A 24,828-nucleotide genomic window follows, 5' to 3' on the forward strand; every position below is an offset into this window, starting at 1 on the left:
TTTGCCGTCTTAGTCTTCGCAGTCCCGTGACCTCTTTGGATGCACTCGTGCGTGCCGCCGCATTCGGCGTCATGGTGATCGCTCTGGGCTATACCGTGCCACTCGTTGTGATCGGCGTGCTGTTCGCCCGTCGCTCGGACAACTCGCTGCGGGCACAGTTGGCGTTGCAAGCGGGCTCGCCGGTGGAGATACCGCCCGGCTGGAGTGTCTTCGTGCTGGTGCCCTGCCTGAACGAGGCGAAGGTCATCGGGAATACCGTGCACAGCCTGCGCGAGCACCAGCCCGGCGCGCAGGTGATCGTCATCGACGACGGCAGTGCCGACGACACCGCGGAACTCGCCGAAAAAGCCGGTGCGGGAAAGATTTTCGTGGTGCGGAGGACCCTGCCTGACGCACGGCGCGGGAAAGGCGCGGCGCTGAACGCGGGTCTGCGGCACCTCCGGTCGTGTGTGCGGAAGCAGGGTTTGGACCCGGCGCGGGTGCTGGTGTGTGTGCTGGACGCCGACGGGCGGATGACACCGGGCGCGGCCGCGAAAGTGGCTGGACTGTTCGAGGATCCGGGGGTGGGCGGTGCACAGCTGGCGGTGCGGATTCGTGGTCGCGAACACGTCGCGCTCAGATTCCAGGATTGGGAGTTCTGGGGGCTCAGTGCGCTCAGCCAGTTCGGCCGGGTCGCCACCGGTTCGGTGAGTATGGCGGGGAACGGGCAGTTCAGCAGGCTGTCCGCGCTCGATATGGTGGGCGAGCGACCGTGGTCGGATTCGCTCACCGAGGATCTCGATCTCGGCATCAGCCTGGCGGTTGCCGGGTGGCGGGTCACCTCCACCATGGGCGCCTTTGTGTCACAACAGGGTTTGACCGACGCGCGCCGCCTGCTGCGGCAACGTACCCGCTGGTTCCAGGGCCATATGAGCGCGATGAGCCGATTGCCCGAATTGTGGACCGGCCGCGGGATCCGGCTGGGCACCCGGCTGGAGCTCACCGGATATCTGTTCATCCCGTTCCTGATCACGCTGCCGTGGTCGCTGATTCAGCAATATCTCCTGCTGCGCTTGATATTCGGGGACGACAACATGTTCACCCTCGCGGACGGACCGCTGTGGGTACGCGTCCTCAGCGGCGTGGCCTGGTATCTGGTGTCCTTCTCCGGCTACGTGATCTGGGCGGTGGTGTATTGGCGGCGCACCGACGATCTGGCGTTGTACCGATCGCTCTTCTACTCCCACGCCCAAATCCTGTGGAACTACGTCAGCTTCATCGCCGTGTGGCGAGCCGCCTGGCGAATCGTCACCGGACGCGTCAACTGGGCGAAAACCGAACGCACCGAAGAAGTCCCGGTGACCGGATGACCGTGCGCGCGATGCTCGTCCTCGGCACCCGGCCCGAAGCCGTCAAACTGGCTCCGGTCGCCCGCGCGATGGCCGCCGATCCGCTGTGGGAACCGCTACTCGTCACCACCGGACAGCATCGGGAAATGCTGCGGCAGATGCTGCATCTTTTTCCCGCCTGCGATCACACCGAACTCGATGTCATGCGCACCCGCCAGCAGCTGTCCACGCTGACTGCCCGGCTGATCGATGTCCTCGGCGCGGTGATCCGCGCGCACCGGCCCGATCTGGTAGTGGTGCAAGGTGATACGACGACCGCGCTGACCGGCGCACTGGCCGCGTTCTACGAACGCGTGCCTGTCGCGCACGTCGAAGCCGGCCTTCGAACCGGCGTGGTGGACAATCCCTTTCCCGAAGAACTCAACCGCACCCTGATCGCCCGCGTCGCCCGCTGGCACTTCGCTCCCACCGCCCGCGCCGCCGAACAGCTGAAAACCGAAGGCGTGCCCGAGGGTTCGGTCTTCGTCACCGGCAACACCGCCGTCGACAATCTCCGCTGGGTGCTGGACCGAGGCGAGGGCCGCGACCATTTCGCCACCGCCTCGCGCCGGGTCCTGCTCACCTTGCATCGCCGGGAGAACCAGGGCACCACCATGCGCGGGATGGGGGCAGCGATCCGCCGCCTCGCCGACCGCGGCGATCTCGAGATTCTGCTGCCGCTGCACAAGAGCCCGGCCGTCCGTGAAGCCTTGCTCCCCCATTTCGCCGGTCACCCGCATATCCGTGTCGTCGAGCCGCTGAACTACCTCGACTTCACCGCCACCCTCGCCGCCTGCGACCTCGTCCTCACCGACTCCGGCGGCATCCAGGAGGAGGCCCCGACCCTCGGCAAGCCAGTCCTGATCTTGCGCACCACTACTGAACGCCCGGAGGCCGTGGACGTGGGGGCGGCACAGCTGATCGGCACCGACCCCGACGCGATCGTCGCCGCCACCACCGCCGTCCTCGAGGATCACGCGACCTACACCCGAATGTCGAAGGCAGGTAACCCGTTCGGCGACGGAAAGGCCGCCGGGCGCATCGTCACCCAACTGTCGGCCGACTGTGCCGACCTGGTCCGGGCACCGGTGGGTGTTTGAATAGGCGGAATGACCGCACAGTTCATCCGTGACGATTCCACTTCGGCGGCAGCACAATCCGAAGCGCTGATCGATTTGTACGCCGAGGTTTTCGCGGAGCCGCCCTACCATGAGCGTCCGGGGGACGTGGCCCGGTTCCGGGAGTTGCTGACCGCCGAACTCGCGGAACCGGGATTCGATCTCGTCCGGGCGGTCGAGGACGACGAGCTCATCGGCATGGCCTATGGGTTCACTCTCGCGGCCGGTACGTGGTGGCCCAATGCGGCTACGCCACCACCGCCCGGTGCACTCGAGGTGCCGAAGTTCGCGATCATGGAACTCGCTGTGCGCCGATCCCATCGCGGTCGCGGGCTCGGCCGTGGCTTGCTGGACACGCTGCTGCGGGCTCGCACCGAACCGCTCGCGGTCCTGTCCGTCGACCCGGCCGCTCCCGCCGATGCGCTCTACCGGGCCTGGGGCTGGCGGCCGGCGGGCTACACCAACCCCCACCCGAAAGACCACAGAAACTACAACATTCTGTGTTTCGATCAGCCTGTGATGACGACATGAGCGCGGACGGGATCGACGGACAGCTCGAACAGTGGCAGTCCTACCTGCGTAAACACGGCTCACAAGCCGACGCGGACGGGCTGGACGGGCAACTGCGGGGCAGCATCGAGGAACTGACCGCCACGGGGTTGCGGCCCGAGGAGAGTTTCCTCATCGCGCTGAAACGGCTGGCCGCGCAGGACGGTCCGGCGCGCGAATTCGCCCGCACCCAGTCGACGCGGTTGTGGCGCGACCTGGTGCTCACCGACCAGCCGAATCGCACAGGTAACCGGCCCGCTCTGCTCACGATGCTGGTGTGCGCGGTGGGAGCGGCAGTCGCGATCAAGGCGCCCGCGCTGTTCGGCGCCGACTTCGACGACAGCGCCGAGTTCTACCTGCGCAACCTCGCACTGTTCACGCTCACACCGCTCGCGGTCTACTTCGGCCTCCGCCGCCGGCTCGGCCCGGCCGCCATCGCGATCGTCGCAGGGCTGTTCGTGCTCGGTGCGGTCGCCGCCAACGCCTATGGGCTGGACAGTGATTCGCAATCGATCGCGCTATCGGCCATCCATCTGCCGCTGGCGCTGTGGCTCGCAACGGGCGTGGCCTACGCCGGCGGCGAGTGGCGCTCAGCTCCCAAGCGCATGGACTTCATCCGCTTCACCGGCGAATGGATCATCTATCTCGTCCTGATCTATCTGGGTGGCGGCGTGCTCACCGCCATCACGGCCGGCACCTTCGACGCCATCGGCATCGACGTCGAAACCTTCGTCGGCGAGTGGCTCGTGCCGTGTGGCGCGGTCGCGGCCATGGTGGTCGCGGCCTGGCTGGTGGAGACCAAGCAGGGCGTCCTGGAAACCATCGCGCCGATGCTGACGAAGATCTTCACTCCGCTGTTCACCGTCGTACTGCTCGCGCTGCTGATCGGTTTCGGACTGAGCCGCACCGGCCTCGAAGTCGACCGCGATGTGCTGATCCTGTTCGACCTGCTGCTCGCGGTGATCCTCGGCCTGCTGCTCTACGCCATCTCCGCCACCGACCGCCCGGACGAACCGAAGCTCTTCGACAAACTCCAACTGGCCCTGGTGGTCAGCGCCCTGCTCGTCGACCTGCTGGTGCTGACCGCCATCACCGGCCGCATCACCGAATACGGAACCACCCCCAACAAGATCGCCGCCCTCGGCGAGAACCTCATCCTGCTGGCCAACCTCGCCTGGTCGGCCTGGCTGCTTTTCGGATTCCTGCGTGGGCGAACGCCTTTCGCGCGCCTGGAACGGTGGCAGACCAGCTACCTCCTGGTCTACGCCGCCTGGGCGTGGATCGTGGTGCTGGTCTTCCCACCGCTGTTCGGCTTCCGCTAGCCCTGCTGAGCGGCGATGGCGATCACCGGATGTGCGGCCGGGTCCAGCCAGCGCATGACGGCATCCAGATCGGGAGCGGCGATAGCCACACAGCCCGCGGTGGGCTCGCCGGTAGACACATGCAGGAAGAAGGCCGAGCCGTGGCCCGGGCGCGCGGGCCAGCGGTTGTAGTCCATGACCACCGCGCGGTCGTAGGCATAGCCGACCGCCCCGAGCCGCTCGCTGACGCTTTCGTTGAACGGGCACAAACCCGGCGGGCAGAGAAACGGCATGTTGTAGAGGAGTGAGCGGGAGTCGCCGACCCACCAATCCCACGGCGTCACTTGGCGATACGGCAGGCGGGTGCCGTTGCCCGGACGGTTGCCGAACGCGTGGCTCAGCGCCCACACTCCCGCCGGTGTGCGTGCGACAGCTTCGCGGGCCTCCCCCACGCCCTCCGCGCCGACGAATGCCGGAAACGGTCCCAGCGCGCGAATCCACCTGGAGCCCTGCCGTTCCCACGCCTCCAGCACGGCGGTGGTCGACGAGGAGCCGGGAGCGAGGACGGTGACGACCTGTCCGGCCGGGCCGTCGTAGGGCACGGGCAACGCCGCGGCCTGGGCCGGTGCACCCGACAGCGCCACCATCGCCAGGGCGAGACACAGCACCGACCGGAGCCGGAAGCGAGAGTCGTCAATGGTCATCCGGCATTTTCTCCACCGAACCGGGTGCGCGGGCCGACCTCCCGCGTGGGCCGCGTGTCGCGGCCTCCGCCTCCGGTAGGTAGCGAACTTCGTCCCCTGGTAGGTGTCGCCGGCTGCGCGCACAGGGCAGATTGGTAGCCCAGCACCGAGGGAAAGCCGAACTCATGCAACCCATCTCCGCCGGAAAGCTCCGCGCCGCAGGAATCACCAGCAGGATGCTGCAATCCGGCGACAGCAGCGCCACCGAGGCAGTCGTCTTCCTGCACGGCACGCCGGGCAATTCCACCGACTGGCTCCAATTCCTGCCGCGGGTAGGCGCATTCGCCCGCGCGATCGCGTTCGACATGCCCGGCTATGGTGCCGCCCGCACCTTCCCCAGTTTCGATCACCGCGTCGAAGGCGGCTACCGCGCGTTCCTCGTCGCCGCCATCGAGGCGCTCGGCCTCGAACGGGTCCACCTGGTCGGGCACGATTTCGGCGTCCCCTGGGGATTGGCCTGGGCCGCAGCCCAACCCGAGCGCGTCGCCTCGCTCACACTGATCAACGCGGGCGCGCTGCCCGACTACCACTGGCACACCTATGCCCGGATCTGGCAGACGCCCGTCCTCGGCGAACTCACCCAGGCCGTGACCAACCGCGCCGGAATGCGCTGGTTGCTGCAACGGGCCAACCCTCGGCTGCCTGACGAGTTCATAGACCGCATGTACACCGGCTACGACCGGTACACCCGCCGGACCGTGCTCGAGCTCTACCGCGCCGCCCGGGACCCCTCCGGCATGCTGGCCGAATCGGCCTCCGCCATCCCCCGCGAGATCCCGGCCCTGATCCTCTGGGGCGAGGACGACCCGTGGCTGCCCGCCCGCTACGCCCACAGCCAATCCCAGATCTGGCCCGCCGCCGACATCCAGATCCTGCCCGGGCTCGGCCACTGGCCGTTCGCCGACGACCCCGAGGCCGTCGCCGCGCACCTTGTTCCATTCCTGATGAGTAATGCCACCTAATCCACTCGGGTAGGTGCACAGATTCGGCGCAGCCGCCGCTCAGCGAGGCTTGACGCATGAACAGAACTTTCACCGGGGGGACGCGGCGGGCGACGGCGCGGGAGCGGGCGAGAAGTGTTCGGCTGCGGGCAGTTTCAGGTCTGCTGACGGGGACTTACCATGCGGCGTCGGTGCACCCGGCGCTGTGGCGGCGGATGGCACGGACCTATCACCCGAGCCTGGCCCGGGTGGCAGCCCAGCACGCCGAAGCGGCCTGCCGGCTGGCGGCTGTGGAGGTGCCCGCCTACCGGGACTTCCTGCATCGATCCGGCGCTGGAAAAGCCAAGCGGCTCAGGAACTTCCCCGAAACGGGCAAGATCACCTACGCGCGCCGCTACGACGAGGAGAGCCGCTGCCGCAAAGGCCGGTTGCATCGTCCGGGCGTGATCGTCGACGAATCCTCGGGCTCGACCGGAACACCGTTCAACTGGGCGCGTGGCCCGAAGGAACTGCGCACGATCTACCGGAATGCGGCCGGTTACGTGCAGCTGGCGTTTCCCGGCGACCGGTTGTTCGTCATCAACGCGTACTCGATGGGCGCGTGGGCGACCGGCACCACCACCGGCGCGGCCATGGCGCGGATCGCGATGGTGAAGAACACCGGGCCGGATCTGGACAAGATTGTCGACACGCTGCGGCATTTCGGGCCCCGCTACGACTACATCGTCGCCGCGTACCCGCCGTTCCTCAAGCACCTGCGGGACCGCCTCGACGAGCTCGGATTCGACTGGGGCGCATACCGATTGCAGGGCATGGTGGGCGGCGAGTCGATGACCGAAGCGCTGCGCGACTACCCGGAGCAGCGCTTCGACCGGGTGCGGTCTGGTTACGGTGCGAGCGATCTGTCGATCGGTATCGGCGCAGAGACCACCTTCACCGTCTGGTTGCGCAAGCAGCTCGCCGCCGATCCCGCGCTGCGGCGCGAACTACTGGGCGCCGACGAGCAGCGGCTGCCGATGATCTTCCACTACAACCCGCTGGAAACGTATCTGGAGGTCAACGCGCACTCGGAGCTGTTGTGCACCATCACCTCCCGGCACTGCCTGCAACCCAAGCTGCGCTACAACATCGGCGACGAGGCCCGGGTACACACGCTGCCCGCGGTCTTGCGGGCGCTGCGCCGGGATCCGCTGCGCTGGGCCGAATTCGAACGCCACCGCGGCGCGGACCGGATGAACCTGCCCCTGCTGTTCCTGTTCGGGCGCGCCGACAGCACCGTCTCCTACATGGGCGCGAACCTCTACCCGCAGGACGTCGAATACGGCCTCTACCAGGGCAATCCGTACGCCGACCGAATCGCCCGGTTCTGCCTGACCCTCGAGGAATTGCCCGACCTGGAATCGCGCCCGGTGGTCAACCTGGAACTGCGCGACACCGGCCTGGACACCGGCGAGCGACTCCTGCTGTCCGAATCCTGCCGCAGCGGCGTGCTGAACCATCTGGCGCACGTCTCGCGTGACTTCGCCGAATCGCTGCGCGAGGACCCGAGCGCCGCCGACCTGCGGGTACGACTGTTCGAGCCCGGCACCGGCCCGTTCGCCGCCATGACCAAACTCAAGAACTCGTACCTGGTGGAGGCGTCATGAGAACCACCGATTTCAGCAAGGCCCCGCCGCAGGGGCAGGCGTCGGCGATGTTCATTGGCGCCACCCGCTACCGCGGCCCGCGCTCGATCCTCACGCTGACCCGCACCTGGGTCCGGCTGGTGCGCGATATGCGGCGCATGCGCGGATACCGCTGGCACAAGGTCTATTACGAGTTCCCATTTACCCTGGGCACGATCGCCTTCTTCGACGACCGCGACGCTCTGCTCACCTTCGCGCGCAGCAAGCAGCATCGCAAGCTGATGGTCTGGGTGACCGACGAGACGAAGAACGCCACCGGCGGCTTCATCCGGCTGTACTACGCCGATCCGGCGGGCTACAGCAACGGCATCTGGCGCGCCGAGGGCAATCAGATGGCGCACATCCCGACCTTCACGCCGCTGTCCACGGAGCGGACGGGCCCGCCGGTGGTGCGGCGATGAGGTTCGAGCAAGTATCGAATTCGCCTGCGCTGCGGGACTTCCTGGCGCTGCCGGAACGGCTGCACGACCACCGGTACGTGCCGACACCGCACCAGACGATCAAGCAGTGGTATCGCGACGGCGTCGGGCTGTACCTGCTGCGGGACAACTCGGGCCGGGTGATCGCCCGCACCACCCTGCACACCGACGCCGCGTTCGACGCGAAGCTGGGCCGCCGGTCGCAGTTGTTCGGGCTCACTGAATTCCGGCCCGGAGCGGGCGGCGCGCTGTTCGACGAGATCTGTTCCGCCGCACGCCGAAACGGGCGCGACGCGGTCTTCGGACCGGTGTCGCTGCTGCCGAACCAGGCGGGTGGTGTCATCACCTCCGGGTTCGAGGAACGCGGATTCATCGACAGTGCGTGGAATCCCGAGCACTATCCGCTGGAGTACGAAACCTTCGGATTCACACGCCGTTTCGAAGCGGACACCTGGATCTGCCCGACCACCTCCGAGCCGTCGGCGGTATTCGGCTTCGACGACAGCCGTCTGGCGACCGAGCAATTGCGCCTGCATCGCGGCGACAAGAAGCGCATCGCAACCCAATTGCCGATCCTGCGCGAGATGCTGAATGCCTCCTTCGATCAACTGGGTTACTACACAAGCATTTCCGCCGAGCAGCTGGCCGCCCAGACCGACGGGCTCGCCTACCTGCTCGACGAGTCGCTGCTGCTCTACCTCACCAAGGCGGGCCGCCCGGTGGCGTTCGTCCTGTGCGTCCCCGACATCTCCGAGTTCCTCGGCAAGATCGGCGGCGACCTGGGTGTCCGCAACCAGCTTCGCTTGCTGGCCACCAGATCTCGCTACCGGCGCGAGGCGGTGCTCGTCATCAAGGGCACCGTCCCCGATCAGCAGGGCCACGGCTATATGCGCTACCTGTCGCGGGAACTCCTGCGCAACCTGCGCGCGGGCGGCTACCAGCAGCTGCGCAGCACCTTTGTCGAACACGCCAATCCCGCCTCGGCGGCGCACTATCGCGCGATGGGCGGCCGTCCGCTGCACGGCTACACCTTTTATGAAAGGGATCTGCGATGAACATCGAAGCCGTGCGCGCTCTCGAACCCACGTTCTGCCGCGCACCGAGCGCGCACAACACCCAGCCCTGGACTCTCACCTACCGCGACGACCACGTCGAGATCGGCTGGGAGCCGGATCGCGCATTACCTGTAAGTGACTCCGGCGCACGTGATCTCATGATGTCCCTCGGCGCGTTCGTGGAATCCTGCCTGATCGCCTGCGCGGACAGCGGCCTCGCGATCGCCTTCGAGTCCGATCCCGCGGATCGGCGGATCGGCCGCCTGGTCGCGGCCCCGGTGACCTACGAAACCCCCTACAGCAGCGACGATCTGCACCGCCGGACCACCCACCGCGGCAGATACCGCCCGGGCCCGCTGAGCAAAACCCTGCGTTCCCGGCTCACCGGAATCGCCAACGCGGCGCACGCCGAACTCCGCTTCCTACCCTGCGACGCCGCGAGTTCACTTGTGCGACAGGCGGACCGGCACCTGTTCAGCACTCCTCCAGTGGTTCGCGAACTGCGCGACTGGCTGCGTCTCACCCCGCATCATCCCCGCTACCGCCGGGACGGCCTGACCGCCGCGGCCCTGGGCCTGACCCGATTCGAATCCCGGGGCTTGCGTGTCGCACTCACCGGCTATCCGGTGTTGCGCCCGCTCGGCCTGCCACGGCTGCTGGCCGCGCAAACCCGATTCGACGACGACGGAGAGCTTTTCGTCCTCATAGCCGACCCTGCCGACCCGATCGAGGCAGGCCGGGTGCTGCTGCGGATCTGGCTGGAACTATCCCGCCACGACCACACCACCCACCCACTGAGCCAGATCATCGACTGCCCCGCCACCCGCGCCGACCTCGGCGACCTCCTCGGCATCGCCGACCCGGACAGCATGCTGCACATCGCCAGGGCCGGACGACCCGCCACGCTCCCCGCGCCGTCGTTCCGGCGTCCCGCCGGAGGTTTCCCAGCAAACTAAAGTTAGGCTAACCTTCGGCTCGTGAGAGTTAGCCTAAACCAAACGGCAGGTCGCGTGCGCGCCGCCATCGCCCTGTTCGTTCTCGCGCTGGTCGCGGTCGTCGCGGGATGCAGCAGTTCCAGCTCGGAAGAGGCCCAGGCCGCCGGCACTCGCGAGGTGCAAACCGACCGCGGCGCGGTCGCGGTGCCCGCCGAGCCGCAGCGCATCGCCGTCGTCAACGGCTCGCTCGCCGGCTACCTCTTCGACCTGGGTTCGAAGGTGAACGCCGCCGACCCGCGCCTGCTCGGCGTCCCCCTCGCGCCCGGCGAGTTCCCGGCGGCCTGGGCCGCGGACGCCAAAGCACAGGGCACCGTGGTGCTGCCCTCCGCCGACAACATCAATCTGGAATTCATCGCCGCCCAGCAACCGGATCTGATCATCGGCGGCGGCCAGGGCTTCCCGGGCCAGCAGTCCATCGACGCCTACGACAAGTTGTCCGCGATCGCACCGACCGTGCTGATCTCGTCCAAACTCACCAACTGGCAGGACCAGTTGAAAGCGGTCGCCGACGTGGTCGGAAAGTCCGGCAAGGTCGACGGCTTGATCAAGTCGTACAACGCCAAGGTCGCCGAGGTGAAGGCGGCCATCAAGGTGCCGCAGGGTGCGGTCTCGGTCTTCCAGTCGCGCAAGGACAACAAGCCCTCGGTCATCGCACCCAGCACCCCGCTGCGGCACTGCTGACCGAGGTCGGCTTCACCGTCGACGCCAAGGTGGAAACCAAAGCCGGTAACCCGGCGCGGGCCACGGCCGCGGACTGGGTCTCGTTCAGCCCGGAACTGACCAGTGTTGTCGTCGACGCCCCCGCGCTGTTCGTCGTGCAGCTCGACGGCGGCCGCAGCATCGCCCAGCTGAAGGACGACCCGATGCTGGCCGCGCTCCCCGCGTTCCGTTCGGGCCAGGTCTATGAGCTCCCGGCAACCAGCCAGCGTCCCGACTACCGCCACGCCATGGCCACCCTCGATCTGCTCGCGAGCCGCTTCAAGTAACTAGTGGCACGATGGATGGTGCCGATCTGCTTCCGCCGACTCAGGAGGACCAAGATCCATGGCAACAATCCAGAACTTCCGCCCTGCCCTAGCTATGTCCATCTTCGGCGCGATAGGGGCGGCCGTCGTCGCGACCGCCGCCCCCGCGCTGGCCGCCAACAGCATCGATGCCACCGCCCTCGGCCCGGCCAATATCGCGGCCGACTACAGCTGTGATCCCGCGGCCGGCGTCACCGCCATCAAGGCGATGGTGGGCGCCCCCGACGCCGACCGCCCCTCGGCCATCGGCACCCAAGGCGGCCTCACCTGCGACGGAAACCGGCACAACACAGTGGTCATCCTGGACGGGGCGTCACTGTCGCCCGGGCAGACCGTGCAGGTGCGAATCGCGCTCGTCGACAACGCCGACAACGTCATCACCGGCCAGGCCAAGGTCGCCAACCTGTAGCGGGCCGGATTCGAACAGCTACGAGGTCAGCGCGGCACCTACACATCTTCTCCACGGACGCGGGCTTAGATCTAGACGGTAACGGCCCGCATATCCAACGGAGAGCACATATGCCCGACGCCTCGACGGCCGACGATCCCGATAGCTCGGGGCCGAACCTATCGGTTCGGCCCAAGCGAAAACGCCCGCCGGTTCTGCCGATTCGACGCCTCGCGCCCCGAGTGGCGGCAGCCGACACACCCGAGCCAGTGGTCGCCCCGACTGATCAGAAAACCCAGGTTGCCGTTGTCGACAAAGCGCCGCTGATTTCTGCAACACCTTCGGAAACCACTGATCTGGCACCGAATTCGGCCGTACTTACCGAGCCGGGTGGCGCTGTCCCCACTGTGTCGCGCCAGCCCAGGTCCGCGGCCCACACTGTGGCCCGCCAGCCCAGGTCTGCGGTCCCGACTGCGTCGCGCCACCCCGAGTCCGCGGTCTCCGCCGCCGGGATCGGCCCCGCGGCACCTGGCGTCAGTAGCAACACCACCCCAAGCCCAGCGGTCCCCCGACCGCGCCAATTTCCAATAGCCTCACGGCCGCAACGCATCCCACCGAAATCGATGCGCGTACCCCTGCCACGCGGCACACTGCTGGCCACGGTGATCGCGGGAATCGCTGCCGCGGTGTTCATTCCGCTCGATCGCCCGGGCATCGGCTGGGGCTTGGCCGGTTTGGCAGCCGCCGGCGCGGTGTACACGGTCGACCGCAGGGCTCGCCGCACGCACGATGTGCCGTCCCCCGCACCGGGTGAGGACGAATCACGCAGTGCAACACCAAAAGACGATTGCGCGTCCACGCTGAAGCAGGAGACGCCATCGCGCTGGAAGGGCGTGGTGTGGTGGACCGCGATCACGTTGGGGCTCTTGGCAGTCGGCGTTTTTCGCGCGGCGGAATGGCTGTTCGTTCTTTGCCCACTCGGCGCGGCGGTGACCGCATCGCTGGCGGTGGTCCGACGATCCGCCAGTGGGCTGCTGTACGACGTGATCGCGGTGCCGTTGTCGGCGTTCGAGTCGGTGCCGTGGTTGTACCGCGGGATCCAGCGGCTGCCGGTGCGCAAGTCCTCCTCGGCACAGCGGGTGGGGTGGTCGGTGCTGGCGACTGTGCTGCTGCTGGCAGTGTTCATACCGTTGCTGGCCGGTGCGGATGCGGTGTTCGCGCAGCTCATCGAGAGCGTGACTCCGCAGTTCGATGGTGCTTCCGGAGCGCGATGGGTCTTCGTCTTCACCGTCGCTGCGCTCGCTGTAGCGGGTGCGCTGTATCTGCTGGCGGCCCCGCCACTCGCGGCCGGGGAGTCGAATTCTGTTGCAGCCCGGTTGATCCGGAAGCACTGGTCGCGGCTGGAGTGGGCGCTGCCGCTGGGCGCTTTGACGGTGCTGTTCACGGTGTTCGTGGCCACGCAGCTGGCAGTACTCTTCGGTGGGAACGGATATGTGCAGCGCACCGCGGAGCTGACCTACGCGGAATACGCGCGCAGCGGGTTCTGGCAGCTGTCCATCGTCAGCATGCTCACCCTGGCCGTGATCGCGGCCGTACAAGCTTGGGCCGCACAGGAATCGGCGGTCGACCGCCGGTGGCTGCGAATCCTGGTCTCGGCGGTCAGCGTGCTCACGCTGGTGATCGTCGCCTCCGCCCTGCACCGCATGTGGACCTACCAGCAGGCATACGGATTCACCGTGCTGCGGCTGCTGGTCGAGGTTTTCGAACTGTGGATCGGTTTCGTCTACCTGCTGGTGCTGGCCAGCCTGGTGAAGCTGCGCCGCGACTGGGTGCCGCGCGCGGCGGTGGGTGCGGCCGCCGCAACCTTGCTCGCATTGGCTGGCGTGAACCCGGAAGGCCTTATCGCAGAACGCAATATCGATCGCTGGCTCGCAGGCAAGACCGTCACAACGACTGGCGGCCGTCAGGTCAAACCCGACCTCGATCTCGACTATCTGAGCGGACTGTCCGCCGACGCCCTGCCCGCCGTCGAGCGCTTGCCCGAACCCCGGCGTAGCCAGATCGCCGCCACGATCCGCGCCGACCTCGAAGCGGACACCTGGCAGGGCTGGAACTGGTCGCGCGCGGCCGCACGCTGATCCCGAGTACTAGTTCGGCGGGATGGGGTCGACCAGTCGGCACCGCTCGATCTCGAACTCCGGCACCCGATCGATCCGGTAGCCGGCGTACTCCAGTGACTGCTGGAAGTTGCGCCGGAACCGGTCGGCGGTGAGCGGCTCCCGGGTGGCGGCCAGCACATCCCGAGTTTCCGGGCAGCTCATGGCGGTCCGGATCCGGGTCACCCAGTCCTCGCCGAGGAACCAAGGCAGCCAGGGATGCCGATTCACCATTCCGGCGTCCACGACCGCCCAGTCGGAGTCGAGGTTCTTGTCGTGGCCGATCCGCGCGTCCAGGAACCGGAAAGTATGTGCGGCAAGCGGATACGCCAGACCCATCGGATCGATGACCCGGACATCGAGGGGCATGTTCATGCTGATCATGCCGAGGTTCACGTAGAACACCGTGTGCCCGGCACCGCCGTCCGGGATCGGTTTCGGCGGCGGGACGACATGCCAGTAGGTGAAGGACGGCGAATTGATGAGCAGGCCACCGTCCGGGCTGGCGGCGACATCGCGGACCATGGCGCGAATGCGCGGGTAACCCAGGTAGTCCTCGGCGCGGATCGGATGATCGCGGCCGGTGGCCTGGATGTAGTACAGCCGCTCGTCCGCGATGCCGGAGGAGCTGATCCTGCTGTCGGACTCGATGGCGGTGATCCCCGCCGCACTCAGCGCCCAGGTCACGGTTCCGGCGATCAGAAGGATGAGTACTGCTTGGCGCGAGCCAGCCTGCACGGCTTTGGATTTCAGCGGCAGCACCATGACCGGTAGCAACGCGCAGAACAGCTGCGGCAGCAGCATGCGGCCGTGCATGAAGTCGCCGCCGACGCGGATCTCGTAGACGGTTAGTAGGGCACCGCTGCCGAGCATGAGTACGACCACCGCCGATGGAGTCCGCAACCATCTGCGGAATCGGTGAACGCGTTCACGGAGAGCGGGTTTCGGATTGTTGCCGAACGGGCTGACTGCACGAATACTCCGGGATCGCATCGCCAGTGCCGCCGCAACAGCGAGCATTACGAGCGGGACCCAAAGCCAGTACGGCCCAACGAAATTCCACAGGTAAACGAACCCTTGCCGCCACTTCGACCCGCCCGCATCCTTGGCGACCGCCGTATTCGGGTACGGCAGACCGTAATAGCCCATGCGCCAGATCTGATAGGCAACCGGCACCAGGCCCGCTACCGCCACGATCACGACACGGAACACCCACGGCCGCATCCGAATCTCCGGCAGCGGCGCACACCAGACCATGAGCAGCGCCAGCGCACCGACCAGCGTCATCTCCGGCCGGATCAACGGCGCCAGTCCGGCAAAGAAGACCAGACCGAAAAGACCGCCCCCACTGACTTTCTCGGCCCGACTCCAGCGAATCAGCCACCACCACAACACCGCCAGCCAGCAGATGACCAGGCTGGACTCCAGCCCCGAGGTGGCATAGTCGCGCGCCGGGGGAAGCGCGATGAACACCAAAGCGCCTGCGGGAAGCAGCAATTGAGACTTGCCGCCACCCCACAGCAAGCCAGCGCCCACCATCGCGAAAACAATCGCCGCAACCGACAGCGTCAGCGCGATACCCAGCACCACATACTCCAGCCGCGCATGCGTCAGCCAACTGAAGAACCAGATGAGATAGGTCCACGCCGTACTGGTGTTGACCTCCACGCGCTCACCGGCATTGAACACCGGCCCATTGCCCGCCAGCAGATTCCGCACCGTACGCAACACGGTCAAGCCATCGTCAGCGATCCAACGCCGCTCCCACCCGCCGATCGCGAAAAGCACTGCGGTAAGCACGATTCCGCCGACAAAGACAGGACGTGGCCGCCACCGCGCCGCCGGGCGGACCGTGATCTCTTCGCTCGCAACAACATCGGGCAAGATCGTCAGCGTCAACGGAACTTCCCCATTATTGGCACGGGCGAACCATACCGCGCGCTCCAACAAGGGCCCAAAACCGCAGTTCTGGGGTCACGGCAAACCGGGCCGTGTTGCTCAGCCGCAGTGTGGACCACTCAGCCGGGCGTGTCAGCCGCTGGCGTTTTTACGCTGGTTGGCAGCGAATCGCGCCTTCTTCTGCCGATTCCCGCACGTGTTCATGTCACACCATTTGCGGGTGCGACTTTGGCTGGTGTCGAAGAAGGCGGCTCGGCACGTCGGCGAGGCGCACAAGGCCAATTTCCCGTCCCGTTCGCCCGCGATGATGCTGATCGCGTCGGCGGCGATCACGCCCAGGGCGTCTTCTACGCAGGAAGCCGAGCTCAGTCGCCATTGCCGAGTGTTCTCGGGCGTCAGGACAGCCGCCGCCCGACCCTGGATGCTGCAGTCATTGATGACTCGGACAGCAGACGCAGGGAGAGCGTCTTGCATCGCGGCCGCTGTAGCGGCGGCGTGAATTGATTCCCTCAGTCCCCGAGCGAGTTCGAGTTGAGCGGCGGTACAGGAGTCCACGGCGAGACCGTTCACCGCCAGCCAGTCGACGAGTCGCTGCGGTGTGGGAATGCGCTCCACAGCCTCGCCACAACGCTCCGTCAGAGTCGCCGTGAAGCTGGTCGCCAGCACGCTACCGAGGCGAAAGTCAGGGAACCCAGCATGCATGGAACCACCTTAGCCGGTTGCGGCTCGGCCTGAAGACGTGTTAGAACCGTCTATGACGGTTCACTAAAGGTCTCGACCGATACCGCATTGACCAGGAGGTCTCATGCCCCGTCCGACCAGCGACGTTCAAGCATTCGACGCCCACGCGACCGACGCCGACCTCGACGATCTGCGCGCACGACTAGCCGCGGCACGCCTACCAGAAGCTGAGACGGTCTATCGCCCCGCGCCCGACCCGCGCCGATGGGATCAGGGCGTTCCGCGCACCGACCTCGTCGATGTCGTGAACTACTGGCGCACCGAATACAACTGGCGGTCCTTCGAAGAGCGCCTCAACCGCATCGGCCAGTTCCGCACGACCATCGATGATCTGGGCATCCACTTCCTGCACCGCCGATCCGAGCGCGCAGATGCCACTCCGCTGATCCTGACGCACGGCTGGCCAGGCAGCATTGCCGAGTTCACCGATGTAGTGGACGAGCTGGCAGATCCGAAAGATGCGAACGCGCCGGCGTTCCACGTCGTGGTCCCGTCGCTACCGGGCTTCGGTTACAGCGACAAACCGGCCTCCACCGGGTGGGGAACCGAGAAGATCGCGGCCGCATGGGTAGAACTGATGGGAAGGCTCGGCTACAGCAAGTTCGCAGCCCACGGCGGCGACTGGGGAGGCAATATCACCACAGTCCTCGGCGGCAGGTTCCCGGAGCACGTCCTCGGCATCCACACCCTGTTCGCGGAGGCGCCGCCCGGCCTGACAACGGACGGGCTGACGGCCACCGAACGCCAATGGACCGAGGAAACCCGCCATTTCTGGCGCCACCGCGCGGCATACGCGAAGCAGCAGGCGACCCGCCCTCAGACCATCGGCTACTCGCTCGTCGACTCACCGGTCGGCCTGCTCGCCTGGATCCTCGACAAGTTCGCCGAGTGGACCGACACCGAAGACAGCCCGTTCGAAACGCTGTCCATAGACCGCGTTCTCGACGACGTCACCCTGTACTGGCTGACCCGGACCGGCGCATCGGCGGCCCGCATCTACTACGAAAGCCACAACTCCCTCGACCCCGAACTTCGAGTCGACGTCCCATCCGCGATCACCATGTACCCCCGCGACATCGAGAAGTGTCCGCGCCCCTGGGCACAGGAGCGATACCGCCAGATCGTCCGATGGAGCGAGCCCGACACCGGTGGACATTTCCCGTCCCTGGAGGTTCCCGAATTTTTCGTCAAGGACCTGCAAGAAGGCCTCGCGGCGGTAGCCGGGGTTTGAAGCTGTCGATTCCTACGATTGCGCCCACCTGCCGGTGGTCAATACCGTGGTCTCGCTGACGCCCGTGGCAGACACGCTGCACGGCGCGTATGAGCTGTCGACATGATGGGAATTGGCACACACTTGAGCGAGCCGACGTACTACACACCCCAGGGCGGCTTGCCGTCACAGACCACGCTGCTGACCGACCGCGCCATCGTGAAGGAGGCGTACACGGTCATTCCCCGTGGCGTCCTGCGTGACATTGTGACCAGCAACCTGCCCGGGTGGAACAACACCCGGGCGTGGATCCTCGCCAAGCCCATTGCCGGGTTCGCCACCACGTTCGCGCAGTACATCGTCGAGGTATCACCAGACGGCGGCAGTTCGGAGCCCGAGCCCGAGCGTGGGGTCGAGTCGGTGTTGTTCCTGCTGACCGGCACCCTGACTGTCGTCATCGAGGGCGATAAGCACCTGCTCACTCCGGGCGGGTATGCCTATCTGCCCGCGGGCGCGAGTTGGTCGGTGTCCAACGAGACCACCGAGGTGGCGGCCTTCCAATGGGTCCGCAAGGCCTACGAGCCGCTGGCGGGCTACACGCCGCGGGCGTTCGCGGTGCAGGAGCAGGACGTCGAGCCGACGCCGATGCCCGGCACCAACGGTGGTTGGGCCACCACCCGGTTCGTCGACCCGAACGATCTCGCCCACGACATGCACGTCAATATCGTGACCTTCGAGCCCGGCGCGGTCATCCCGTTCGCCGAGACACACGTGATGGAGCACGGCATCTACGTCCTCGAAGGCAAGGCGGTGTACCGCCTCAACGACGACTGGGTCGAGGTCGAGGCGGGTGACTTCATGTGGCTGCGCGCCTTCTGCCCGCAAGCGTGCTACGCGGGCGGCCCCGGCAAGTTCCGCTACCTGCTGTACAAGGACGTGAATCGCCAGATCAAGCTGACCTGACCGGCTATCGCAGCAGTGTGACGGCCGCGGCCGCGGATCGGACGAAATCGTCCTCCTGGAGCGCTTCGGGGATGAGTTGCGCCTGTTGTGCCAGCCCCGTCATCCATGCCGTCAAGATGAGGGCGAGATGTCGCGCCTGGTCGGTGGTTGTGCGGGGTCCGGTGGGGTCTTCGGTGACCGCACGGTCGGTCAGCAGCTGCGACAAGCGTGCATGGTCGCGCGCGCTGAATGTCTCGCCCAGTACGGAATTGATCGACTGATCACGCAAAACCGTACTGAGAAGCTCCATTTCGAACGCGAAAGCCTGGCGCGCCAACGGTGCGGTGGCGGCGCTGAACCAAGCGGTGCCGATACCGCGTAGCACCTGATCCAAGGACAGCTCCGGATCCTCCAGATCGGCTGTCGCGGAGATGAGTTCGGTGCCGAGCCGGTCCACTACCGCCACCAGCAGTTGTTGCTTGCTACCGAAAATCGAGTAGATCGAGCCGATCGTCACATCGACGCGGTCGGCGATGTCGTCCAACCGTGCCGCCGCGTAGCCTTTGGCCGCTATCTCGGCGATCGCGGCATCGATCAACGACTCGCGCTTTCGTTGACGGGTTTCGGCCCGGGTCAGGCGCATCGGCGTCCTTGTCCTTTCTGCTAAAAGCTCGGTCCGGCCGACATTACGGCCCCGTCTACACCGGCCGTTGATCGCGCAACCGGGTCACCGCCGTGAGGACAGACGATGCCTGTATTGCGACCAGTCGATTCAGCGGAACCAACTCCCCGGGTGCATCGCGTTCGATCTCAGCGCACCATCGATCGAAGACCGCGTCGAAACGCGCGCTCTCGGCGTGGAGTTCGGACGATCCACTGCGGCTCGCCTCCTCACGCAGCAGCCGAGCGAGCGGGCCGGCGATGCGTAGTCGCAGCGTGGCCGACCAGCCGTACAGCTCGGTCGCAACCTCGGATCGCGTGGCTTGTCGCTCGAGCGCGCGGGCGGCACGCTTGGCCGCGGCCGTGGCTCGTGCTGCGGGGATGGATGCTTCGACCAGTGCCTGGAAGGGATTGGTCCGGCTCAGCAGGCCGCCCGCCCGCGCAAGCACATCGGTTGCGGTGTCGGCGATTTCCTGGGCTGATGCCGCGCATGCGCGATTCAATTCGGCCACGGACATCTCGGAGGCGGTGTGGTCGGCCAGGCGTGGGTCGGTCCACAGCGGCAATTCGCTGACCAGGTACGCGGCACCGTACTGTCCGGCGTAGTGGCCGCTGCTGCCGCCGGACAGTGCAAGCGGATTCTCGCCGCCGGCCGCGATCGCGCCGCACATCTGGTCGAAGCTCGGCATCCGAAAGATGCCTTCGGCCAGCGACTTCGCACCGGGAGCGTCGGGTTCGCCTCGGTACAGCGGCAATCCGTTGCCGGTGATGTGACTGGTAAGTGAGCTCCAGTAGTCACTGTCGCCGCCGCTGACATAGGCGAATCCGCCGTTGAAGTCCGCGTTGTGCAGCGAAGCCACCAGGGCGGGGCGAGTGGAGTCGATCAGCGTCATCAGTGCATGCGTCTCCGGCAACGGCCGGCCGATCGCGGCGCCCCGCCAGTTCATCGGGAAGGTCCACTCGGCTTGCAGATCGGAAGGCGGCCGATAGAAGTGACGCGCCACGTTGGTGCGCGTGAACGGGCCGCCGAACCAGCCTTCACCCAGCCGCGTGGCGTCCGGATCCACCAGCGGGACGAAATTCCAGGTAGCTCCCAGCGCAGCCGTCAGCGACTCGTCGGCAGCCAATCGGCCCAGCAGATGACGGGTGGTGGCCAAGCCGATCGGCTCATTCGAGTGTGGGCTACCGAGCACGAGTATCGGGCGCGGCCCGGACCCGATGCGCACGTTGCGAATCGGCTCGCCGCCCCGGGAGCGGCCGATCTCGGTGACAACGACTCGGCCGGGATGGTCCGCGGCCAGCCGATCGACGAAGGTGTTCATCTCCTCGGCCGTCGGAAATGCCGAGATCGGCGCTACCGGCCCGACGATCTCGGCGATCTCGCCGGTTCCTGCCCGGGCTGCGTCATCGTTGCCCACATCGAGGCGGGAGCAACCGGCGACGGCAACCATCGCGCCGAGCCCGAACAACCGTCGACGGTTCATCGGGATACCGGCCTCTCGATTCCATTTCATAGTCTGACTATACATATAGTCTGACTATGCTAATTCGTCACGATGCCTTACCTCCATTCGGCGTGACCGCGAACCACGTCCCGCCGACACCTTGGCCGAGCAGATCACCAGGGAGTTTGTCTTTCGAGAAGTAGTAGACGGGCCAGCCACCGATGGTGATTTGGCAACTGCCGTCGGCGCGTTCGATGAATCCGACGAGCTGCGGATCGACTCCGGCCGCGAAGACTGCTTGCCCGCGAGCAACCGTCAGTGGCGGCCACGTCGTAGCGCACTGACCGGCGCAGGTCGACGTCGGCGGTGTCGCGGTGTCCTTGTCGAATCGGTACAGCGACCGGCCGCTGCCGTCTGAAACGTACTGTCCGATATCGGGTTTGCTGGTCGCAGCGAGTTGCACATGCGCCGCGCCGGCCGGGGTGGCGCCGCTGAAGATCTGCAACCACCCTTGGGTCTTCGCCGGTGTGGGCTGTCGCGCGTCGGCTGTCGAAGGAACGGCGACCGGGGACGACGCGGCCGTCTGCGACATCGTCGACGAGGTCTCGCTTACCGGGCTGCTGTCGCAGGCACTCAGCAGCCCGGCAAGCGCGATAGCAACGAGCACGGAACGCTGGAATCGACTGATTGTCTTCATGTTTCGGGCCTCCTCAGGTGATCCGGTCGAGCAATAGTGCAAGAACCTCATCGGCGGGCTTCATGGCGGCGATCCTGGCGGCCATCTCGGACGCGGCCGCCGCGAACGACGGGGTGTCCAGGACTTGAACAGCGGCATCACCTGCCTGGCGCGGATCGTGGATGACCGCCGCGGCGCCCACCGCTGCCGCGCGTTCGGCATTGAGCGGCTTGTCCAGGCCCAGCGGCAGGATGACCATCGGAACAGCCGCGCCCAACGCCGAAAGCACTGTGCCCGCACCTCCCGAGCTGACCACCACGTCGACCCCGTCCAGCAGGTACCGCATGGGCACGAAACCCGTCACGTGCACGCGGCTCGCGTCGACGACGAGATCCCGCGGATCCGACGCGGGGTGCACGGCCACAACGACATTCACCTCCTGTTCGAGGAGCGAGTCGACAATCGCGGTGAGCGTGCCCGGCTCGTCGACGATCGTGCCGAGTGTCACCAGTACCCTCGGCAATTCCGCACGCCCGGGAAAGGAAGGGGCAGTCCAGGGCGCATCATGTTCGGACTCCGGCGCTTCCGGCCGGATGCCGATGCGATCGCTCGAGGGCTCCCAGGTTTCGGGTTGCAGCAAGTCGGGCCACGGGTCGACCGCTGCGATCGGGGGCGTCAACTCGATATTTCGTTCCTTCATGCGCTGAGCCGCCACGACAACGACAGCGTCCGCGATTGCCGCGTCGATAGCGATGCCCACCGCGTGCGAAACCCACGGCACGCCGAGCTTCGATGCGACGAGGGGTCCGAGGAAATCGGCGGCCTCGGCGATGATCAGGTCCGGAGCGAAAGCCGCAGCCGCGGCCAGTGACTCGTCGGCCCCCAGATCGATCCGGGCACCGCCGAAGAACTCGGCCACCGTCGCCGGACTCATATCGGTAGTGGCGTCGGCCCCGGTACGGCGGTGCACTTCGGCCAGGGCCTCCCCCAGCGTCGCTCCGGCCGAGAGCACCTCGGCCGGAGCGACGACATCAGCGACGGATCCGTGCGTCAGAAAGGCGGTGACGTGCCCGGCCCGGCGGGCCGCCCTTTCGAGCGGCACCAACGGCAGCAGATGACCGTGAGCGGGCGTGCTGGAGAACAGAATTCGCATCTGCGTCACTGCGCCGGTTCCGGCAGGAAGTCCAGCAGCAGCTTGTTGACCTTGTTCGGCGCTTCGAGTTGCATCCAGTGGCCGACGCCGTCGAGACGTTCATATCGCCACGACTCTTTGACGTACTTCTCGTTGCCGAGCATCGACTCCTCGGTGAGGAACGCGTCGCCGCTGCTCCACACGCCCATCATCGGCGCGAGCACCGGCGGCAGGACGGGCGGATCGACGAGGAACTCCGGTCCGGCTCCGGTGCGGTACAGCCCCAGGCTGGTGCTGAGCGCGCGCGGGTCACGCATCCGTTCGATGACTTCGAGCAGGTCCGGGTGACTGGCCAGCCATTGCCGGGTGTTGGCGAAATCGTCTTGCGAGAGCCAGCGTTCGGCGATGCCCAAGGACTGGAACAGCAGGAAGTACCAGGACTTCTCGCGTTGCGCCAGGCCCGCGTCCACGACCGCCGCCGGAGTTCCGACCGACAGGGTGGTGAGGCTGTCGACCCGCTCGGGATGCAGCCCGGCGAGCAGCACCGACAGCGAGGAGCCCCAGTCGTGTCCGATGACGTGGGCGTGCTGCACGTCGAGGTCGTCGAGCACGCCGACCAGATCGGCGACGTACTCCGCAAGCTCGTACTGCGACAGTTCCGTAGGCTTGTCCGAGGCCCCGAAGCCACGCAGATCGGGTGCGATCGTGCGATAACCGGCGGCGTTCAACGCGGGCACCTGGTAGCGCCACACGGCGTGAGTGTCCGGATAGCCGTGCACCAGCAGCACATCCGGCCCGGACCCGCTGACCTGCACCTGTAGTTCGATGCCATTGGTTTCGATCCGCATTACTTCGCTCCGATCGCGGTGAGCAGCTCGGCGCGGGACGGGCCGGGCTCGGGATAGCCGGTGGCACCGCCGCCGAGATCCATGATTCGATCGAGCACTCCGGGCCGGGCGAGCGCTTCCTCGGGGCCGGCCAGCCCCGAACCGACATCGCCGAAAGCCCGCAGCACGTCGGGATCCCACAGCTTCGCGGCCTCCAGGGCCTGCCGCAGGTTCCAGTCCGGGTCGTCGGTTCGGTAGGTGACGGTGTCCTGATAAGGAATGGACTCGATCTCGAGGTCGATCTGCGCGAGCCGGTGCAGATCCCAGGCAGCCGAGGCCCGCTGGGTGGGTCCGAGTGTGGCGTTGGTGATCTCGTCGAACCGGAGCGCGAGCTTTTCCCGATCGCCGAAGCCGACCTCGCGCAACACATCTCGCAGCAACAGGCCGTGTGACATACCCATGGTCAGGCCGAAGCCGAAGGTGGGATTGGTTGTCGCCCAAGCATCTCCGACGCTGAGCAGCCCGGTCGCCACCGGCTTGCCGTCGACGACAAAGCTCCGATGCCGGGACTCCATGCCGGACATCGCCAGCACGCCGGTGATCGGCTCACCGTACGAAGCCCAGTGCGACATACCGGGATACAGCGCCGCGACTCGCTGCCAGACCGCCGGATCGCTCAGCGCCCGCAGCGCGCGGTCCTTGGCCGAGACGAACAAGGCCAGTGCCCAGGTGCCCGCTTCGCCGGGGACGGTGGTCAGCCCCAGACTGTTGTGGTGCTCCAAAGGCCACGTCGCCTGTTCCGGATAGGAGCCGTCGGCAGAGCGGAAATAGCGGCTGTAGGCCAGGAATCCGGTCTCGTGTTTGTCGTAGACCGGGGCGACCGCGCCGACCTCGGTGAGCATCTTGCTCGCGGGGGAATTGCGGCCGAGGGCGTCGACGACCAGGTCGGCGTGGATTTCTTCGCCTTGTGCGGTCAGCACGCCGGTGATGTGCGGAATCCCGGAGGTGGGCGTGGGATCGGTCAGAAATCCGGTGACCGGGGTGTCCCGGCGAACGGTGACCCCGGCCCGCGCCGCGGCGTTACCGAGGCCCTGTTCGATGACGGGCCGGCGGGCGGCGAGGGTGTCGAACCGTTCGTCGCCGGGCTTGCGGCCGCCGATGGCGGCCAGGTCGAAGGCGCCGTCGAGCATGTTGTGTGTGCGTGCGCCCAGCGCCCGCAACTCGGTGATCGCGTCGGGTAATTCGCGGGAGAGCAGCTGATACCCGCCGGGCAGCATGATGTGCGGATGCCGGAACTGATTGACGCCCGGTCGGCGCCACTGGTCCCAGGCCTGCTCGCCGTCGGTTCCGGGACCACCGGAATCCTTGTCCAGCAGCGTAACTCGATGACCCTCACGGGCCAGCAGCATGGCCGCGGTCGTACCGGTCGGGCCGGCGCCGAGCACGACTACGTGCATCGGCCGGCCTTCCTTGGTGGTTCGCATGATGTGTCCTTTCGACTCCGGGAGCGGAGGTCTGGCCACTGTCGGCCGGAATGACGCTCAGTTCCCAGAC

Annotated in this window: 24 protein-coding genes; 15 read left to right on the plus strand and 9 right to left on the minus strand. The window is 66.7% G+C overall.

Translation table 11 applies throughout. The annotated features are described in order from the left end of the window. The first annotated feature begins 26 nt into the window (after positions 1–26). From IBX22_RS09645 to IBX22_RS09660, 4 genes are read left to right on the plus strand one after another with little or no spacing between them, the layout of a single operon-like run. Positions 27–1,349 carry a glycosyltransferase gene (locus tag IBX22_RS09645; RefSeq protein ID WP_194814950.1) on the plus strand — a complete coding sequence of 441 codons (1,323 nt, stop codon included), beginning with the start codon at positions 27–29 and terminating at the stop codon, positions 1,347–1,349. Beyond that, positions 1,346–2,467 carry a non-hydrolyzing UDP-N-acetylglucosamine 2-epimerase gene (wecB, locus tag IBX22_RS09650; protein ID WP_228538272.1) on the plus strand — a complete coding sequence of 374 codons (1,122 nt, stop codon included), beginning with the start codon at positions 1,346–1,348 and terminating at the stop codon, positions 2,465–2,467. The genes IBX22_RS09645 and wecB overlap by 4 nt, the downstream gene beginning before the upstream one ends. A gap of 9 nt (positions 2,468–2,476) precedes the next feature. Further along, positions 2,477–3,016 (plus strand): GNAT family N-acetyltransferase, encoded by a 540-nt coding sequence (locus IBX22_RS09655; protein ID WP_194814951.1) that lies wholly within the window; start codon positions 2,477–2,479, stop codon positions 3,014–3,016. After that, positions 3,013–4,356 (plus strand): hypothetical protein, encoded by a 1,344-nt coding sequence (locus tag IBX22_RS09660; protein ID WP_194814952.1) that lies wholly within the window; start codon positions 3,013–3,015, stop codon positions 4,354–4,356. Before IBX22_RS09655 ends, IBX22_RS09660 begins: the two co-directional genes overlap by 4 nt. Here IBX22_RS09660 and IBX22_RS09665 read toward each other — a convergent pair. Continuing rightward, a complete protein-coding gene (locus tag IBX22_RS09665) occupies positions 4,353–5,039 on the minus strand; it encodes a L,D-transpeptidase (RefSeq protein ID WP_228538273.1) in 687 nt (228 codons plus the stop codon). The genes IBX22_RS09660 and IBX22_RS09665 overlap by 4 nt on opposite strands. 164 nt (positions 5,040–5,203) lie before the next feature. Here IBX22_RS09665 and IBX22_RS09670 point away from each other — a divergent pair, with 164 nt between their 5' ends. The 9 genes from IBX22_RS09670 to IBX22_RS09705 all read left to right on the plus strand — a co-directional run bounded on the left by IBX22_RS09670 (position 5,204) and on the right by IBX22_RS09705 (position 13,724). Continuing rightward, on the plus strand, positions 5,204–6,040 hold the full coding sequence (locus IBX22_RS09670) for an alpha/beta fold hydrolase (RefSeq protein WP_194814953.1): 837 nt from the start codon (positions 5,204–5,206) through the stop codon (positions 6,038–6,040). A gap of 56 nt (positions 6,041–6,096) precedes the next feature. After that, positions 6,097–7,665 (plus strand): phenylacetate--CoA ligase family protein, encoded by a 1,569-nt coding sequence (locus IBX22_RS09675; protein WP_194814954.1) that lies wholly within the window; start codon positions 6,097–6,099, stop codon positions 7,663–7,665. After that, positions 7,662–8,105 (plus strand): DUF4188 domain-containing protein, encoded by a 444-nt coding sequence (locus tag IBX22_RS09680; RefSeq protein ID WP_194814955.1) that lies wholly within the window; start codon positions 7,662–7,664, stop codon positions 8,103–8,105. The genes IBX22_RS09675 and IBX22_RS09680 overlap by 4 nt, the downstream gene beginning before the upstream one ends. Next, positions 8,102–9,178 (plus strand): hypothetical protein, encoded by a 1,077-nt coding sequence (locus IBX22_RS09685; protein ID WP_194814956.1) that lies wholly within the window; start codon positions 8,102–8,104, stop codon positions 9,176–9,178. Before IBX22_RS09680 ends, IBX22_RS09685 begins: the two co-directional genes overlap by 4 nt. Then, entirely contained in the window at positions 9,175–10,134 is a 960-nt protein-coding gene (locus IBX22_RS09690; RefSeq protein WP_194814957.1) for a nitroreductase, read from the plus strand. The genes IBX22_RS09685 and IBX22_RS09690 overlap by 4 nt, the downstream gene beginning before the upstream one ends. A 21-nt stretch (positions 10,135–10,155) precedes the next feature. Continuing rightward, complete coding sequence (locus IBX22_RS09695; protein ID WP_309234510.1) at positions 10,156–10,854, plus strand: ABC transporter substrate-binding protein; 699 nt, start codon at positions 10,156–10,158, stop codon at positions 10,852–10,854. A 29-nt stretch (positions 10,855–10,883) separates the two neighbouring features. Continuing rightward, positions 10,884–11,159, plus strand: coding sequence for a hypothetical protein (locus tag IBX22_RS37405; RefSeq protein ID WP_228538274.1), 276 nt, complete (start codon positions 10,884–10,886; stop codon positions 11,157–11,159). Between the two features lie 58 nt (positions 11,160–11,217). Continuing rightward, positions 11,218–11,607 carry a hypothetical protein gene (locus tag IBX22_RS09700; protein ID WP_194814958.1) on the plus strand — a complete coding sequence of 130 codons (390 nt, stop codon included), beginning with the start codon at positions 11,218–11,220 and terminating at the stop codon, positions 11,605–11,607. Positions 11,608–12,209: 602 nt separating this feature from the next. Then, complete coding sequence (locus IBX22_RS09705; protein WP_194814959.1) at positions 12,210–13,724, plus strand: DUF4153 domain-containing protein; 1,515 nt, start codon at positions 12,210–12,212, stop codon at positions 13,722–13,724. Positions 13,725–13,733: 9 nt separating this feature from the next. On the opposite strand, the gene zomB is transcribed toward IBX22_RS09705, so the two are convergent. Further along, a complete protein-coding gene (gene zomB, locus IBX22_RS09710; RefSeq protein WP_375540230.1) occupies positions 13,734–15,635 on the minus strand; it encodes a flagellar motor control protein ZomB in 1,902 nt (633 codons plus the stop codon). Between the two features lie 138 nt (positions 15,636–15,773). After that, positions 15,774–16,343, minus strand: coding sequence for an ABATE domain-containing protein (locus IBX22_RS09715; RefSeq protein WP_194814960.1), 570 nt, complete (start codon positions 16,341–16,343; stop codon positions 15,774–15,776). A gap of 103 nt (positions 16,344–16,446) precedes the next feature. Between IBX22_RS09715 and IBX22_RS09720 the strand changes: the two genes are divergently transcribed. Further along, the gene (locus tag IBX22_RS09720; protein WP_194814961.1) at positions 16,447–17,613 is read left to right on the plus strand and encodes an epoxide hydrolase family protein; all 1,167 of its coding nucleotides are present in this window, start codon (positions 16,447–16,449) and stop codon (positions 17,611–17,613) included. Between the two features lie 123 nt (positions 17,614–17,736). Continuing rightward, a complete protein-coding gene (locus IBX22_RS09725; protein ID WP_194814962.1) occupies positions 17,737–18,555 on the plus strand; it encodes a bifunctional allantoicase/(S)-ureidoglycine aminohydrolase in 819 nt (272 codons plus the stop codon). Positions 18,556–18,559: 4 nt separating this feature from the next. On the opposite strand, the gene IBX22_RS09730 is transcribed toward IBX22_RS09725, so the two are convergent. The 6 genes from IBX22_RS09730 to IBX22_RS09755 are packed head-to-tail and all read right to left on the minus strand — an operon-like array spanning position 18,560 to position 24,758. Continuing rightward, positions 18,560–19,177, minus strand: a complete 618-nt coding sequence (locus IBX22_RS09730; RefSeq protein ID WP_194814963.1) for a TetR/AcrR family transcriptional regulator — start codon at positions 19,175–19,177, stop codon at positions 18,560–18,562. A gap of 55 nt (positions 19,178–19,232) precedes the next feature. After that, positions 19,233–20,708 (minus strand): M14 family zinc carboxypeptidase, encoded by a 1,476-nt coding sequence (locus IBX22_RS09735; RefSeq protein WP_194814964.1) that lies wholly within the window; start codon positions 20,706–20,708, stop codon positions 19,233–19,235. Positions 20,709–20,745: 37 nt separating this feature from the next. Continuing rightward, positions 20,746–21,336 (minus strand): hypothetical protein, encoded by a 591-nt coding sequence (locus IBX22_RS09740; RefSeq protein WP_194814965.1) that lies wholly within the window; start codon positions 21,334–21,336, stop codon positions 20,746–20,748. Between the two features lie 13 nt (positions 21,337–21,349). Then, on the minus strand, positions 21,350–22,468 hold the full coding sequence (locus tag IBX22_RS09745) for a glycosyltransferase (RefSeq protein WP_194814966.1): 1,119 nt from the start codon (positions 22,466–22,468) through the stop codon (positions 21,350–21,352). Between the two features lie 5 nt (positions 22,469–22,473). Further along, positions 22,474–23,295, minus strand: coding sequence for an alpha/beta fold hydrolase (locus IBX22_RS09750; RefSeq protein WP_194814967.1), 822 nt, complete (start codon positions 23,293–23,295; stop codon positions 22,474–22,476). Continuing rightward, on the minus strand, positions 23,295–24,758 hold the full coding sequence (locus tag IBX22_RS09755; RefSeq protein WP_194814968.1) for an NAD(P)/FAD-dependent oxidoreductase: 1,464 nt from the start codon (positions 24,756–24,758) through the stop codon (positions 23,295–23,297). The genes IBX22_RS09750 and IBX22_RS09755 overlap by 1 nt, the downstream gene beginning before the upstream one ends. Positions 24,759–24,828 lie beyond the last annotated feature (70 nt).

It is taken from the genome of Nocardia sp. XZ_19_385, from assembly GCF_015355755.1.
Classification (GTDB): Bacteria; Actinomycetota; Actinomycetes; order Mycobacteriales; family Mycobacteriaceae; genus Nocardia.

Bases quoted from the DNA above. Each gene is read 5' to 3' on its own strand.
- IBX22_RS09680 (WP_194814955.1), top strand. From the start codon at position 7,662: ATGAGAACCACCGATTTCAGCAAGGCCCCGCCGCAGGGGCAGGCGTCG.
- wecB (WP_228538272.1), top strand. From the start codon at position 1,346: ATGACCGTGCGCGCGATGCTCGTCCTCGGCACCCGGCCCGAAGCCGTC.
- IBX22_RS09720 (WP_194814961.1), top strand. From the start codon at position 16,447: ATGCCCCGTCCGACCAGCGACGTTCAAGCATTCGACGCCCACGCGACC.
- IBX22_RS09755 (WP_194814968.1), bottom strand. From the start codon at position 24,758: ATGCGAACCACCAAGGAAGGCCGGCCGATGCACGTAGTCGTGCTCGGC.
- IBX22_RS09655 (WP_194814951.1), top strand. From the start codon at position 2,477: ATGACCGCACAGTTCATCCGTGACGATTCCACTTCGGCGGCAGCACAA.
- IBX22_RS09690 (WP_194814957.1), top strand. From the start codon at position 9,175: ATGAACATCGAAGCCGTGCGCGCTCTCGAACCCACGTTCTGCCGCGCA.
- IBX22_RS09730 (WP_194814963.1), bottom strand. From the start codon at position 19,177: ATGCGCCTGACCCGGGCCGAAACCCGTCAACGAAAGCGCGAGTCGTTG.
- IBX22_RS09745 (WP_194814966.1), bottom strand. From the start codon at position 22,468: ATGCGAATTCTGTTCTCCAGCACGCCCGCTCACGGTCATCTGCTGCCG.
- IBX22_RS09665 (WP_228538273.1), bottom strand. From the start codon at position 5,039: ATGACCATTGACGACTCTCGCTTCCGGCTCCGGTCGGTGCTGTGTCTC.
- IBX22_RS09740 (WP_194814965.1), bottom strand. From the start codon at position 21,336: ATGAAGACAATCAGTCGATTCCAGCGTTCCGTGCTCGTTGCTATCGCG.
- IBX22_RS09750 (WP_194814967.1), bottom strand. From the start codon at position 23,295: ATGCGGATCGAAACCAATGGCATCGAACTACAGGTGCAGGTCAGCGGG.
- IBX22_RS09715 (WP_194814960.1), bottom strand. From the start codon at position 16,343: ATGCATGCTGGGTTCCCTGACTTTCGCCTCGGTAGCGTGCTGGCGACC.
- IBX22_RS09670 (WP_194814953.1), top strand. From the start codon at position 5,204: ATGCAACCCATCTCCGCCGGAAAGCTCCGCGCCGCAGGAATCACCAGC.
- IBX22_RS09735 (WP_194814964.1), bottom strand. From the start codon at position 20,708: ATGAAATGGAATCGAGAGGCCGGTATCCCGATGAACCGTCGACGGTTG.
- IBX22_RS09660 (WP_194814952.1), top strand. From the start codon at position 3,013: ATGAGCGCGGACGGGATCGACGGACAGCTCGAACAGTGGCAGTCCTAC.
- IBX22_RS09685 (WP_194814956.1), top strand. From the start codon at position 8,102: ATGAGGTTCGAGCAAGTATCGAATTCGCCTGCGCTGCGGGACTTCCTG.
- IBX22_RS09705 (WP_194814959.1), top strand. From the start codon at position 12,210: ATGCGCGTACCCCTGCCACGCGGCACACTGCTGGCCACGGTGATCGCG.
- IBX22_RS09675 (WP_194814954.1), top strand. From the start codon at position 6,097: ATGAACAGAACTTTCACCGGGGGGACGCGGCGGGCGACGGCGCGGGAG.
- IBX22_RS09700 (WP_194814958.1), top strand. From the start codon at position 11,218: ATGGCAACAATCCAGAACTTCCGCCCTGCCCTAGCTATGTCCATCTTC.